Annotated in this window: 3 protein-coding genes; 1 reads left to right on the plus strand and 2 read right to left on the minus strand. The window is 64.2% G+C overall.

Features of this window, described 5'->3' with window-relative positions:
• Positions 1-32 precede the first annotated feature (32 nt).
• Positions 33-1,619, plus strand: a complete 1,587-nt coding sequence (locus tag AB4O08_RS01855) for a hypothetical protein (RefSeq protein WP_044286997.1) — start codon at positions 33-35, stop codon at positions 1,617-1,619.
• Between the two features lie 75 nt (positions 1,620-1,694).
• Here AB4O08_RS01855 and AB4O08_RS01860 read toward each other — a convergent pair whose 3' ends face one another.
• Entirely contained in the window at positions 1,695-14,264 is a 12,570-nt protein-coding gene (locus tag AB4O08_RS01860; RefSeq protein ID WP_460114665.1) for a filamentous haemagglutinin family protein, read from the minus strand.
• Between the two features lie 183 nt (positions 14,265-14,447).
• Positions 14,448-15,629: a substrate-binding domain-containing protein gene (locus AB4O08_RS01865; protein ID WP_010211146.1), complete on the minus strand. Its 1,182-nt coding sequence runs from the start codon at positions 15,627-15,629 to the stop codon at positions 14,448-14,450.
• Positions 15,630-15,669 lie beyond the last annotated feature (40 nt).

Here is a 15,669-nt window from a genome sequence, read left to right on the forward strand (position 1 = left end):
CGCTTCTTGAGTCTTGAGCAAGGAATGCGACCATGAACAGATGGCTTCGCCCGCTGCGTCGGGCACGCTTGAGTGTGTTGTGCTGGATACCCTGCGCCCTTCTCCCCCTCGCCCCCGCACCGGCCATTGCAGCCTCGGACACCCAGAGCTGCGTCAGTCAACTGGTGTTCGATCCCACCAGCGGCGGCTTCCTGCCGGTGAACAACTTTGGCACCGAGCAGGACTTTCTCAATTGTTTCGGCTGGCAGTTGTTCATCGCCATGAACTGGCCGGTCAATCCCGGCTGGCCAGCCGACCCGAGCCTGGCCGGTGAGCCGGACACGCAAAGCACCGCGGCCCAGTTCGGCGTACCGCCAACGTCCGGCCAGCCGATGGGCAATGCCCCGGTGTGGGCCAGCTATAAGGATGCCAGCGAGATCTTCCTGCCCGGCGCCCCCAAACCCTCGGGTTGGGGCGTGGAAACCCTGGTGCCGTCCAATTGCACCGCCACCGGCAACCTCAAGGCGTTTGCCACGGGCGCGCGTAAATTCATGGCGGCCACGTCTGAAAGCGCGATCAACCGCAAGCACCGTTTCCATTTGTCCAGCGGCACCCAGGTGACCTTGCCGGACTCAATCATGGAGGCTTCCGGTGGCTGGCTTACGGACCAGTCGGGCAACCTGGTGTTTTTCGAGCGCAAGGTCGGCAAGGCCGAGTTCGATTACATCGTCGATAACGGGCTGTACGACGCCGCCAACCAACTGATCGTGGCGCAGAACAGCGACAACCGGCACCCCGCCGGCCTGTCATTGCCCGCCGGCAAACTGGTGCGCGAGCTGCCGGCCAAAGCACTGCCCCAGGAAGAACTCGGCGCCCTGGAACTCAAGGCAGCCTGGCGCGTACTCACCAACAAACCCCAGCTGTATGGGCGTTACCTGACCACCGTCGCCTGGCTGCAGCGCCCCGACACGCTGCAGTGCACCCAGGAAGTGGTGGGGCTGGTGGGCTTGCACATCATCAACAAGACCCAGACTCAGCCGAACTTCATCTGGACCACCTTCGAGCAGGTCGACAACGTGCCGGACAACGGCACGGCTGCGCCCGAGGGCTACAGTTTCAACAACCCGACCTGCACCGGTGATGCCTGCACGCCCAACGTCGCACGGGTGCAATGCGATGCCACCCACACGCCGCCCGACTGCACGCCCCTTGATCAGCCGGTGCAGGCCACGCGGGTCAATGCCACGCCCCAGGACCTGCAGATGCTGAACACCGCTGTGCAGCAGACCTTCGCCCAGAAGACCCAGGGCCAATCGGTGTTCCAGTACTACAAACTGGTGAATGTGCTGTGGTCCAAAACGCCTAACGCGCCCAACGATCCGGGCCCTGGGCCCAACGTGAAGGTGCCGCTGTCCTATGGACCGTTTGTCAGCGACCAGAGTGTCGTCGTCGCCAACACCACCCTCGAAACCTACGTGCAAAACAAGAACTGCAACGACTGCCACCAGTACGCGGCGATTGCCGGCGCCTCCCAACTGACGTCGGACTTCTCCTTCCTGTTTGGTAATGCCGATTCGGCGAAGAACGCGCGCCTGATCAAACGCATCGAGGCGTTCAAGACCCTCAAGGACAGCCCGTAATCGCAAGCCCAACACAGGGCGAAAATGTGGGAGCGGCGGCGCGACTGGCTCGCTCCCACACGGCCTTCAAACGCCTTACAAACTGATCTGCTTGCGCTCCTCCTCCGTCAGCCGTGCCCGCGCTTGTTCACTCAGCGGCCCCGCGCCCAGTACCTGCACCGGGCTGTCAGGGTTGTAGCCGGAGGTTTTCTGCGCCGGTGCAGGCTCCTGCGGCAATGGTTCGTTGCCCAGGCTCAACACCTCAACCGTCATGATCGACGGCCGGCCCTGCTTGGCCGCCGCCTGCTGGCTGCGCGCCGCGTCTTCCGCCGCCTGGGACGCCGCCGCCCCCGCCGCGCTGGCCGACGTCATGGCGTTGGTGTTGACCGCAGCAGACACCGGCACCCCGGACGACTTGCCCTGGCTCTGGATATTCGCCGCGTTCACGACACGCAAGGCGGCGATGTTGACGTTACCCGACACACGAATGCCCGCTTCGCCCGCGTCGATGGTGCCCAACGGCGCGATCAGGTCGATGTCCCCCGCCGGCACTTCCGGAATCGGGTTGAGCGTGGCGATCCCCGCACCGGTGCTCGGCACGGACGGCGACAGGGCCACATTGCCCCAGTTGTCATAGACACGCTTGGGCGGTGTGTACACCACGGTGGTCTTGGAGCCTCGACCGGCGTTGATGTCGCCCTCGCTGGTCCAACCCATGATCGAACCCCCGAAGGTGGTCATGATGCGGCTCTGGCCGAGCAGGATGCTCCCCATGGAATAGAGCTGGATATCGCCGGCGCCTTGGGTAATCACCCCCGCCGTCGACGGCGGCGCTTCGCCCTCGATGCCGAAGGTCTGGCTGCCGCCTGGGGTGAGCATCTGGATCGAACCCCCGAAGTTGGTGTGCACACCCGAGCCGCCGAACAGTGTGATGTCGCCTGTGTAGGCAATCGGGTTGCCGGCCACGTCCTTGTCCGGGAACAGCGCGGCAATGGCGGCACGACCACGCAGGTAACTGCCCTGGCGCACGCTGCCGTCAGTGTTGTACTCACGCCCCGCGGCCTTGAGTTCGGCGAAGTACAGGTCGCGGGCGAACACCCGTTGCTGCTCGGCGGGCAGTGCCGCGTAGTAGGCGCGTGCCTGTGCGGTATCGCCGACAAAACCGAAGCGCTCGGCGAGCCAGGTGACCAGTTCGTTTTCGTACGTCTTGGCGACCTTATTGCCTTGAATCGACTCGCCAGGTTGCGCCAGGTTGACGGGGTTCAGGTACGCCTCGACGAAGCGCAGGTAATCCGGTCCATGGGGGCCGACACCTGCTTGCATGACGATACTCGCCCCAGGACGGTTGTCCCCGGCCAATAGGGGCCCAAGGCTGGTCACGCTGGACTCACCCAACGCCCCGGAACCGCTCAGGAGGATATTGCGTCCCGCCGACAGCTCCAGCAGGCCGGGGCCAGCGACCTGGAAGTTGCTGTAGAGAATGTCGCGTCCGGCGGACACCACGGAGATGTCGTTAGGGTTGTCGTGAATGATCAGGTTATCCTGGGTGCGCATGCCTGCAACAGCAAGCGAGTCCTGACCGAAGCGCCGACCGCTGCTGACAATATCCCGTCCAGCCATCATCCATACCGATCCATTGCCCTCATACCAGGTCTGGCCTTCGTGCAAGCTGCCCACCGTTGTACCGAACGCAATCACTCGGCCACTGCTGACCCCAACCAGATCGCCGTCAATCGCGTAGAAACGCGCAGGTTCAGCACTGCCACCGGGTGACAGCGCAGCCGTACCCGGCCCGAACACAAATAACGGCTGGCTACCCGAGTTGCCGTTGACCGACAGGTTGCTGGCCTTCACCGCGTTACCGATGCGGCCCTGATACGCCGGATGCCAAGGGGTCGCCGTGGTGCTCTGCGCCGTCCCGGATTGGCTGACGGTCATGCCGCCGGCGTAGATCGAGTCCTGGGCCATGAACTGCAGCTGGCCGTTCTCGCCGGGCGCCAATAGCAGTGGGTAGGTGTAGTTGTTGTCGCCGTTGGCCTGCGCCTGGGCCGCTTTACCGTAATACAGACTGCCGCTGGCGGCCGTAGCCCTGACGATCGACGGATAGACCACCGCCAAGTCGGCCGTCGCGTCGGATCGGCTGAAGGGCGTCAGGTTGCCGCCCAAGGAAAACAGGTCGATCGACGTGCCCTTGGTCCACAGTGTGAACCAACTGGTACCGGTGCCCTGTTCAGCCCCTTGAGCGAAGGGGGACAGATGGGAAAGCACGACTCGCCCCGGGTCTTCGACGTTCTGCACCACCAGGTCACCCAGGGTCTGCAGGTTGAATGTGGCGTCACCTGGCACCAGGGTCATCCCGCCGCGAGCCACCCCACGGGTCGCGACCAGTGGATCGTATGCACGGGTTTCGCCGGGGCTCTGGACGCCGGCGACACTGCCATACATCACGTCGACGCTGCCCACGGTGGCACTGCGCAACTGCACGTCACCCCGCAGGTTGACCAGTACACCATCGCGATGGTCACCGCTATCGGCGACGCTGGCCGGGTTCAGTGCCCCACCGATGCGCACACGCAGATCGCCGCCACCGGTCAACTGCAGGCTGCCATCGCTGGCGACACGGCCCGTACTGCCCACGGCCAGCACCAGGCCCTGGCTATGCGGGTTCGCCTCGACATGTTGGGTGCTGTAGCCCAGCGTGTTCAATACGCCGGCGTTGCCGCTGACATCGACATCCACGTTCCCGCCGCCGAGGGCACCGAAGCCGGTAAAGCCGAGCAGTTTGTCCGCCGCCGTCGTCGCGGTGTAACTGCCGAAATTGATCCACCACGCCGTCGGCTGGGCTTGCCCGCCTGTCGCCACGTCGCTGCTGCCCTGGCGCCACAACCAGTTGCCGACGGCCGCCGAGTCCACGCCGGCATCCCGTGGGTTGGGTCGCGCAGGGTTCAAACCGGTGACGCTGGTGATGTTGCCGGTCAGGTCGCCGCCGACAGTCAGCGTCAGGTTGCCCCCGGCCTCCGGGTACCAGGCACGGTAGATGCTGGTGGGCGAACCATTGACGAACTTTTCAAAGAAACTGCCGGTGTCATTCAGCACGGTTTTGGCCGCAGGGTCAGCGCCTGCCGGCTTCGCCTTGGGCAGGTTGTAAGGGTCGCCGGCAAAGGTGCCGGTCGACGAGGTGCCGGCCGTGTAGACGCCGTACAACGAATCCATGCTCAGGCTGCCCGCACTCAACAGCTCAAGGTCACCTGTGCCGGTGCGGATGACGCTAAATCGCGTGCTTGAGGGTACGGCGGCGTATTCCTTGTCTGCCTTCAGCAGGCAATAGTCCGGAGCAGTGGCACACACCTCCTCAACCGAGGGGTAACCGATACTCTGGAAAAAAGCATCGGTCATTTCGGTGCCGACGACGACGTTGATCCCATTATTGGCCAAATCATCCGCGGCATATTGAGTAAACACATACGTCACCTTGGGCTTGCAGTACTCCGGCGTTGCGGCACAGAAGTCCTCGATTGAACCCAACCCGAAGCCGTCGAGTACCGCCTGGTCAATCGGGTCGCCCTCCTTAACGACCACCCCGGCAAATCCCATATCAATCACTGCCTGGGCGGTCCAGGTCTGCACACCTTTGGCCGGCATTTCCTTGGCGAACATGCCGTAGTGGTTATCCGCCAAGTGGATCTCACCACTGCGCGGATGGGCTTGCAGGATACGGCTGTCAGCCGCCTCGGTGTCGGCGCCTGCCACCAGACGCAACGACCACGATTGAGTACCTTCAGCCAGCATCGGCGAGATCGCCCATACCTGGCCGGCGGCGCCGGAAACGCCGACGCGCAATTGCACCGACGTCGCCCCGTTGGGCAACTTCACATCGGTGCCGGCGGGGATCAACCCGCCTTTTGGCAAGGCCTTGTTGCCGCTGAGCAATACGCTGTTATTGGCCAGCGTTGCACCGTGCACGGTGGGCAACGGCACCCCTTTTGGCCAGGTCATGGCTTGCAGGCGGGTGCCCTCGGTCAACAGCATGCCGGCGCCCAGTTGCGTGCCCGCCACCAGGGTTTGCGCCTGGCTGAGCAAGGTGCCGGCGGCGAACAGCAGGTTACCGCTGCCATCGCGCACATCGGCCGACAACACGCTGCCGGCGGGCAGCACCAGGTCCTGGGCCAATGTTGCGACGACCGGCAAGCGCGTGCCGGCAGCCACCGTCAAGCCTTTGATCGGCAAGTCGTAGTTAAGCGTGGCTCCGGCCGGGAAGGCGGTGCCGTCCGCCAGGGTCACACCGTTGCCCGGCACCACGATATTCCCACCACTGAAATCGACACCCGGCAACAGCACCCAGCCTTTGTCATCCTCGGACACCGGCGGCTTGGCGAAGCCGTCGTTGATGCTGCCGTAGATATTCAGGTCGCCGCCGGCGCGCAGGGTCAGGCTGCCGGACTCGCCGGAACCATAAATAGAGTTGTCCTTCTGACTATTGGGGTTGAGGCTGGCATAGCGGTAACCGGACAGGTCCAGATCACCCTGCACCACCAAATCGCCGTCCGGGGTCTTGCTGACGATTTCCACGCCAGGACGCAGATGGAAGGCATCGGCATAAGTGGCGTTGTTCAACCCGGCGAGCTTGTTGTTCAGCAAGTTCAGGTTGCTCTTCGCCGCATTGATAAACGCCTCGCTCAAGGCGTGCTTGCCATCCAGGTAACCCTGGGTGATCTCCTGATACGGTCTGCCGCTGGCGGTCGGGTCGGTTTTTTCCGGCGCATCGTCGTAGGTGGCCATGCCGTTGAGGGTTATCGAGCGTGCGCCCTGGACAGTCAGGCGCCCGCTGGCATCGATATTGATGTCATTGCTGCTGCCGTCCGGGTTGAACAACCGAGGCGCGTTCAGCGCCAGGGTGCCGCGATTGCGCCCATCGTTGCCCGCCGCGCCGTCGGTGCCATGGCGCAGGTCGATGCGCACGCCATCGGCCAGGGTCAGTTGGCCGGTGCCCGACCCCAATACCACACTGGCGCGGTTCGGCGCGTCGATGATCTTGCCGTAGCTGTCCACCCGCAGCTTGCTGCCATGGGCGTCGAGTACCGCCGTGCTGTCCAGGGTCAGGCCATTTTTGCCCGCCAGGTTGATGCTGCCGACCCGCTCGCCGCTGGCGTCCACCAGACCTTTGACGCGCAGGCTGCCATTGTCCACCGACACACTGATGGTGCCGGCCTTGAGCCCGTTACCGATGGTCAGGTCACCCTGCTTGAGCTGGAAACTGCGCGCACCGAAGACTTCGCCGTTGTTGAGGCGCTGGTTGAGGTCGGCGAACTGTTGGTCGAGGGCGCCGCTGCTGCCCAGGCGTTGCGCCTGGATTTCCACGGTGCCGGCCAGGTACGGTATTGAGGTGCCGCCGGCCAGGTAGTGGCCGCTGCTGCCGAGGATCTTGCCTTGCAGGTCGACGATGCCCCCGGCCGCGTCCGTTGCCACAGCGCGCAGCTTACCGGCCTGGTTGTGCTTGGCGGACAGGTCGATGGTCGATCCCGCCGCCTGCAGAATATTGCCGCTGCGGCTGTCCAGCAGCACGTCGCCGCCCCAGCCGTATTGGGTCACGTCGTTGAAGGGGATGGCGCGACCGGCCACGTCGATCAAGGCGTCGTCGGTCAACACCACATCGCCACGGGCGCTGAGGCTGACTTTGCCGCTGGGCAGCACCACCGCACTGGCCACCCGAATGCTCTCGCCTTGCAGCGACAGCTCGGCACCCTGGCCGCTGGCCGTGCCACGCGGGCCGGCGGAGGCGCCGATATCAATCGCACCGCCCGCCTTGATCACGTTCACCGAGCCGGCTTCACCGGTCATCAACGGCGTACGAATGGTCAGGTTGCCGCCGCTGTACTGAAAGCCGCTGACCGGGTCATACGCGCCCTGGCGCTGATACACCGACAGGCTGCCCTTATGGTTGGCCGTGATGCGCTCGCTGGCGTTGATAGTGACATTGGCAAAGCCCAGGGCCAGACGGTCGAAGCTTTTCACGTTGCTCGGCTGGCCAAAGGCGCCATAACCGAACTCGATCCGTTCGGCGTTGACGTCCAGGCGCCCGCTGCCGGTGCCCGCGCCACCCGCTACCACCGCGCCCGGCGCCGTGATCGCGCCCAGCCAGATCAGGTTGGCGGTGTGGATCGACGCCACGTCGTTGGCCCCCCCGGCGCCGTACAGGGCCGGGGTGGATAGCATCAGGTTGCTCAGCAGCGATTTGCCGGTGAGCGGGTCATAGGTGTCGAGTACCGCATTGCCGTAGAAGTTGAATCCGTCGCGGGCCGAGAGCTGCAGGGTTTCCAGCGCCGGGGCGCCGAACTGCGTATCGCCGCGCAGCAATCGATCCAGCAGTGCCTGGCTGAGCGTCAGCCCGGCCGGCAAGCGATTCGCCGCCGCCGCTGCGGTCAGGGCTTCGGCGCTGCCCAGATTGAGGGTGCTCACGCCCAGGTTCAGGTGATGGGTGCCGTAACGCACCTGTTCGCCGAGCTGGAAGGTGCTGTCGGTCAGGGCCACGATGCTGCCGTTGGAGTACAGCCCGGTCTGGCCACCGCACACCCCACCGCTGCAGGCACCGATATTGATCCCCTGGCTGATCACACTGCCCACCTTGGGCGCACTGATCACGTTGAGCAGGCCATTGGACACCGCCAGCGTGTTGGCCACCTGGTAGATATAGCCGTCACGGGCATCGTAGCTGGCATTACCGCGCCCCAGGGTGTTGATCGAAGCCCCCTGCTCCACGATGATCGAGCCGGTGTTACTCACCAGGAACACTTCCGGTGCCGCAAGGGTTGCGCCATTTCGCAAGATCACGTTGCTATCGGCGCGATTGACCCCGTTCGCCAGGTAAATGAAGTTCCCGGACTGGCCGTACTCCACAACCGTCATTCCACCCACCACCAACCGCGAAGCCCCCAGCGCATTCAGGCTGTCGGCGTTGAAGGTGATGCCGGCGAACCCGGCTGTCGCCGACTGCCCCGCGCCGACCACTTCGATCCCTTGGGTACTGCGGTCGATCACTGCCACCGTGCCGCCATACCCTCCCGATGCGGCCCCGAAGCGCCCGATGCCCTGGAACGAGAAGGCCTCGGCGCCGTCTCCCGGACGCAGGGCCAGTTTCAAGGTCTTCGCATCGGCCTCCAGCATCGGCCGTGGCACGCCCAACCTGGCCGCATCGGCCCTGGCGAACTGGGCGTAACGGGTTTCGTTGTAGTCGGAATAGCGGCGCAGGGTGTCGGCCGAGGTCAGGGTCAATTGGCTGGCCACGCTGTTGCTGATCCCGGTATGGGCGATCGACAGGTGCCCGGAAGTGGCCCACGAACCGTTGCGCATCAAGGTGGTCGCGGTCCCGCTGCCCTGCCCGGCCAGGCCATTGATCTCGACGCGGAAGGCACCTGGCATCAACGCGTAGGTCGACGGCATCAGCGTGTAAGTGCCCGCCGGTAAACCGGGCACACCGGCGCCGATGGTGATCTGCTGGCCGACCAACGGCGTCACGGCCCCGCCCTCCGCCGCGACCGGCGCGGCGCCTGGCTGGATCCCCGGCACAATCGCATAGATCGGGTTGGTGGACAGCCCCGGCAGCACGAACCCGCCATTGGCACCAAACTGCACCAACGGGTTGTAGCGGGCATCCGTGGAACCACCGCGCCCTGAAACAAAGCCGGCACCCAGCAAATCGCCTCCGCCGGACAAGTCTAACGTGGCGTCAGGCAACACACTGATCGTCTTGCCACCGAGGATGACCCCGACATTCAGGTCACCTTCGCGAGTGACCACGCCCCCCTGACCGATAAATTTCACCGTCTTGCCGTTGTATTTGTAGACCTGGCCGTCCAGCGTTCCGCCATAGGGCAGCACCAGGCCTTTGCCACTCACCGACGTCAGGCCGCCTGGCAACAGTTGCACAACGCTGCTGCCCATGCTGCCGATATCGATCAACCCCAGGGGCGCGCGCACCACGCCACCTTGGCGCACCGTGGCCGCGCCCAGTTGCAGGCGGCCGAACGCCGAATAAGGGATAGGCGCGTCGGCACTGCCCACGCGACCGATGGTCAGCGTACGCGAGGGATCAAAATCCAGGTCAAGGGAGGTGGTGGTCGACTGGCCCCGGTAGCCGGCGATGACGCGGGCACTGACTTCAGTGGCCGGGTACAGTTGCGCGGCGCGCAAGGTCATATCGCCCTGGGTCAGCAACTGCGTGCTGACACCGGTAATGATGTCATTCTCGGCCGCACCGGCGAGAAAGCGCAGGTCGCCCTGGCTGGTCAGGTTGACCTGGTCGAAGCCCCGACGCTCAAGGCTGGCCTGGCTGTTGTCCGCCCGAAACACGTGGCTGCGGTTACCGAAGATGACATTGCCGCGCACGTCGATCAGGCTGCCGGTGGCCGTCAATTGCGCATTGGTTGCCCGCTGGGACGGGGCCGGCAGCACCGGCACCGGTCGCACATAGAGGTCTTTGCCCGTCTCTTCAGGTGCGAGGAAACCCGCCAACAGCAGGTGCGGCGCGGACAGGTTGATGCGCGAGTTGCCTGCTGCATTGTCGCTGAGGCCGTATCCACGGCTGTACAGGCGCAGGCTCTGGCCCATGTTCAAGGTAACGTCACCGTCAAAGCTCAACAGGCCGTTGCTCAACAGAGCCAGGTTATCGAAACCGCCCGCGCTGACTTGATCCACACCCAACCGCCCCTGCCCATACGCCAGGCTCGCGGCAGCGTCTTCAGCAGTGCCAGCCAGCGCCGTCGGTTGATGCGCCTGACCCAACACCAGTTCACGCACCTTGAGGACGCGATCGGTGACAGATGCCTTCTGGTAATACGGGGTGTCCAACGCCACGTTGAGACTACCGCCCGCCGCACCGGCGCCCCCGGCCCTGGCGACAAGACTGCCCTCCAGGTACAAGCCGTTATTGGACGCCAGCGTGATGCTGCCGCCATTGCTGGCCGCTTGCACAGCGCCTTGCCCCGGCACGTTTATCAGGGCTTGGGTGCCGGAGGCCTCCAGGCGCGCGCCGTTACGCACCACCACGAACAAATCACTGGCCTTGGCCAGGCCGGTGTTCAGGTCGAACGTGCCGCCAATGTTGAGGCTGCCGCCGTCGCGCACCAGGCCATAAGTGCGCCCACGGTTGTCCACCGCCGTCGCCGCCCGTGCCGAGACGTCGATCACCGCCTGCTCGCCGACCCAGATCGAGCGGCCATGGCCGATGGCATTCACCGCTTCCGAGGCGCCCGTCGTCAAGCCGCCCAGGCTCACGTTGCCGCCCCAGGCATTGAGCGTGCCGTCCATCGTCAATTGGCCGACGCTGCGCAGGTTGATCGCCTGGCCGGGGTCCACATGGATCACCGCGCCCTGGCCGACGGTGAGCGCCGTGGTCGCCAATTGCGCGGCGGTGGAATTGACATGGCCGGCAGTGAGGCTCACACCGGCGCCCCGGCGTTGGGTCAGCACGCCTTTGGCAGCGTCTTCCTGATACAGCGGCGGCGTCCAGCGTTCCAGTGCGGTGGCAGGATCGCTACCGGTTGGCATACCCGAGGCCTGTGCGCCTAATCGAAAGACCGGCAGGCTGACGTCGACCTGAGTACCGTCGGTGACGATCAGCCCTTCATTGCCGGTAATGTCGTAGGCCGAGAAGCCCTTGTTGAAGAAATCACCGGCCAGTTTCAGGGTGTCGCTGCCCACCGCATTGGTACTTTCGCCGATCTGTACTTTATGCGCCTGCAACGCCAGGGTGCCGCCGCCGTTGACGCCATAGCCGCGCACGTCACCCTCCAAGGCCAGGGCACCCAGGGCGCCTAGGGTCACATTGCCGCCCTTGCCGCCCGTGAGTTTGCCATCCACGCCGAGGGTGCCCCCGGAAGACGCATCCACGAGACTGCCGGCGGCCAGGTTCACATTGCTGGCACTGCGCAGGGATACCTTGCCGCCGTTCACATAGGCCACACCTGCGCTGGCGGCCGGGTCCAGGGCCAGGTTATTCCAGCGACCGCTGGTGTCCAGTTTGACGCCGGCGGCGACGTTCACCTTCGAACCACCGGCCAGGATCGTGTCCGTCACCTCGCCGGCCTTGAGCGGGTCGACCTGGCTGAGGATGTTGCCGGCGTTGACACTGCCGCCGTGGGCGGTGAGGTTGGCATTGATCTGCACACCCGGCCCGAACAAGGTGATATCGCCACCGTCCGCCACGCTGAGCGCCCCATTGACGTTCACCTGTTGCTTGGCAGCGACTTTGACCGCGCCCAACCGGGCGCCATTGAGCTGATCGCTGTCGAGCAGGATCTTGCCCTGGCGATCGGACGGCAGCACAGTGCCCAGGTCCAGGCCGTCGGCGATTTTCTGCGTGTTGCTGTCGATCAGCACCTGGTCGGACGTACCGCTCAGGGCATAGCGCAGCGTGCCGGTGGTTTTGTTGTAGACCGGAATGTATTGGCCAATGATCAGTTGCGCACGCTGGGCCCTGGCTTTCTGGGATTGCTGGTAGCCGTCGAGGTTGATCGTCGGTGCCTGGGTCTGGCGATCACCCTGGAACACATCACTGATCACCTGGCCTTCCAGTACTGCGCTGGAGGTACCGATGACCAGCTTGCCGGCATCGCGGCCCACGGTGTAACCGGCTTCATAGCGGCGTTGGGGAGCGATCAGCGGGTTGTAGTAAGACTCGGTCTGGCCCCAGCGGACGCTGGTGTCTTCATAGCCCTTGTAGAAACCGGAGTAGAGAATGTCGCCCGGCGCTTTCGACACCTCATACAAGCGGCCATCCGGGCCCTTGAGCCAGGTCTGCTGAATGTAACCAGCCTGCACATCCACAGTGCCGCCCGACAGGTTGATCTGCGCGCCCTTTTGGGTCACCGCCTCCTTGCCGGTAAAGGTCACGGTGCCGCCCTGGGCCATCCATTCGCCCACCGAGTGGCCCTGGGTGCCGAGGTAGCCGCCCACTTCCAGCAAGCCGCCGGCCGTGTACCAACGGTCGGTGGCGTAGCCGTTGGTGCCGGCCGGCACGAACACCAGCTCGCGCAGATCGACCCACACATCATTGTTGATCAGTTGCCCACCGTCGCGGTTGACCGGCGCATCGCGCTGCTCATTGCCCTGCACGTTGATCTTGATGGCGTTGGACTCCATCGCCACCTTGACACCGATGGCACCCGACACGTCGATCATCGCGCCATCGCGCACCAGGCTGCGCTGGCCGGCGCTGACCGCTACCTGGCCGCCGGTGGCCAACGTGATCGAGCCCTTTTGGAAGTCCACGGTGCCGCCGCTGACAATCTCGATGCGCGACTGATCGGTACGGTCAACCACAGCACTGAGGTTATTGAACTGCCCGGTGATCAGGTTGGCGGGCGTGCCGTCGAGCTTGATCAGACCGTTGTCTTTCTGGCTGTTGAGGGCCGTGCTGCCGCTGGCGTCGAGCAGGACCGCGGTGGTGCTGCCTTCGCCCAGGGTCACGCTGCCGCGGGTGTCGCTGGCGGCGTTGAGCAAGTGAATCGTGCCGCGTGTATCCACCGAGGTGCTGGCCAGGGCCACGCCGTTTTGTTGCACCTGGTGGCCGGTCAGGGTGATGTCGCCGGTGGAGGCCATGATCAGGCCGCTGTTGGTGACGTTACCCGCGGTGCTGCCGGCCTTTAGGCTGGTCGCCACTTCGTTGCCACGGGTGGTGGAGCGGTCGTTGCCCGCCGTACCGACGCCCTTGCGAATGTAAAAGCTGTCGCCGGCCGCCAGGGTGGCCTGGCCCTTGGCAGTGATGATAGTCCCGGCGTTTTCCACTTCGCTGCCCAGCAACAAGGCATAGCCGCCTGAGTCCGTGGAGGTAGCGGCAGTGTGCGTCTGGATCAGCGCGCCGCGCTGTACTTCAACCTTGCCCGCCGCGTCGGTGAACGTGGGCTGAGTACCATTGGTGTCGACGTACAGCCCGCGCTGGGTGAACTGGTCGTCAGTCATGGTCGCGGCCGCCGCCACCAGGTTACGCACGTTGACCTGGCTGGTGCCGCTGAAGACCACACCGTTACGGTTCATGATCATCACCGTGCCGGCGCCGTTGATCTGGCCTTGAATTTCGCTGGGCCGCGCATTCGGGTCATTGACGCGGTTGAGCACTGCCCAAGTGGACTGCTGCTGGAAATCGACGGTGGTATTGCGCCCGACGTTGAAGGTTTCCCAGTTGAGGATCGCCTTGTCGGCCGTCTGCTCGATGGTCACCGTGGTCTTGCCGCCGGATTGGCTCTGGATCGGGCCCTTGGCGTTGGTCCAGCCCTGGGTCAGGCTGTTATCGACCTGCAGGCCGCCCTTGCCCAAACCGTCTGGGATGTTCGAGACCTGACCGAACGCTGCCTGACGCCCCGCCGCTTGCGCCGCCTGCTGAGCCGCAATCGCCGCGACGCTGGTGTTCAACGTGCTGATGGAACGCGCCAACTGCTGCTTGGCCTGTGCCTGCTGGTTCAGCGAAGGAATTCCGGGCACCTGGCCGGCACCGGTCCGCGCGGCCGTGCTCGCCTGGGAAGCGCCCTTGTCGGCAAACCAGCCGGAACTGAACGCCGTAGCCGCCTGGGCATTACCGGCCACCATCAACAAGGCGATGGCCTGCGCCAAAGGCTTGAGGCGCAGGACGGTCACTGGGGCTTTGAGGTTAACCGGTGTTTTGCAGCGGACCATCGGGACTCTTCCTTCTTTGTTATCGCCTGGGAGCAAGACAGCCTCACGTATGAGGGTTAGGCGGTTGGCAAGGCGCGGGACTGAACTTCTGTCATGGAAAGTTCATGCAGGGCTGTTAACGCAAAAAAATCAGCAACGGCACAGGCCGTTGCTGATCGGTAGTGCGGGTCGTGGACGCTTGGGTTACAGCGGACGACCGATGGCGTTGCAGACGCTGGTGTTGCCGATGCCTTGAGCGTTGGAAGCTGTGGCGAAGGTGTCACGCACGGCTTTTTTCCAGTTGGCTGGCAGCGGTACGAAGCGGTTGTTGCTGATGGCGGTGTCGTTGTTACCGAAAGCACCGTAGTGACGAGCGAAGAAGCTGCGCACTTGGGTGGTCTGGGTAGCGTCGGCGTAGCACTGGCTGAAGATCAGGTTAGTGAAGCCCAGGATCGGGTAGCCGCTGGAGGGGTAAGCGAAGGTGGCTGGGCCGCTTGCAGTGGCAGCAAACACCGGCACCCAGTTGTCCGGGTTGGTAGCGTCGATGAACGAGCCATCAGCGCGGGCTTCAGTTGGCGCTGGAACCAGGCCGATTGCAGCCGAGACGTTGGCAGGTGCAGGGGAAACACCGCCAACCTTGGCGACTTTGGTGGCGTCATCCAGACCGGCCAGGGTGGTCGCCGCGTAATCCGGGCTCATGTAGGTGATACGGCCTTCAACGGCGTTCAATGCATCCATCACGCCCTGGCTGCCAGTGGCGGCCACCGCCGTCGATGGCAGACCACCGCCGTAGCTTGAAGAGAAGGTGGTGGTCACAGCGAAAGGTTGGGCTTCGGTGCATTTGGCATTCAGGAAGCGTGTGAACAGTTCAGTGGTGCCGCTGGACTCGCTGCGATACACCAGGGCAATCGGGCCAGTGCGGCCGGAGTTGGTGATCTGGTTCCAAGTGGTCAAACGACCGGAGAACACACCACACAGTTGGTCAACGCTCAGGTCAACCGCGTTGGTGCCTGCCTTGTTGAACGGAATGGCAACCGAAGTGGCTACCGAAGGCACCTGGATCAGCTTGCCCCAGGCAGGTTGCTTGGTGGACGCATAGGTCGACAGCTCAGTGGCGCTCAGCTTCGAGTCGCTGCCAGCCCAGTGCACGTTCTTGTTGGTCACGCCAGCCACGAACTTGGTGTAGTCGTTGTTCAGGAACGCCGATTTGCCGTTGCCGCTGCCCACACCGATGTACGGAGCGAAGCCAGTGGTGAGTACGCCAGCGGTTTGATACAGCGGCTGTGGCAGAGTCGCGCCGCCGCCGTTGATGTCTGCCATTGCAGCCTGGGCCGAGCACAGTGCGGCGAGGGTCACGGATACCGCGAGAACGTTGCGCTTAAACATGAAGAATCTCCTTTCGTCGTGTTTGTACGTTTGGGGTAGA

Source organism: Pseudomonas sp. H3_E07 (assembly GCF_054668895.1).

What these genes read in the sequence shown, in the direction of transcription:
- AB4O08_RS01855 (WP_044286997.1), top strand. Translation starts at nt 33, where the DNA reads ATGAACAGATGGCTTCGCCCGCTGCGTCGGGCACGCTTGAGTGTGTTG.
- AB4O08_RS01860 (WP_460114665.1), bottom strand. Translation starts at nt 14,264, where the DNA reads ATGGTCCGCTGCAAAACACCGGTTAACCTCAAAGCCCCAGTGACCGTC.
- AB4O08_RS01865 (WP_010211146.1), bottom strand. Translation starts at nt 15,629, where the DNA reads ATGTTTAAGCGCAACGTTCTCGCGGTATCCGTGACCCTCGCCGCACTG.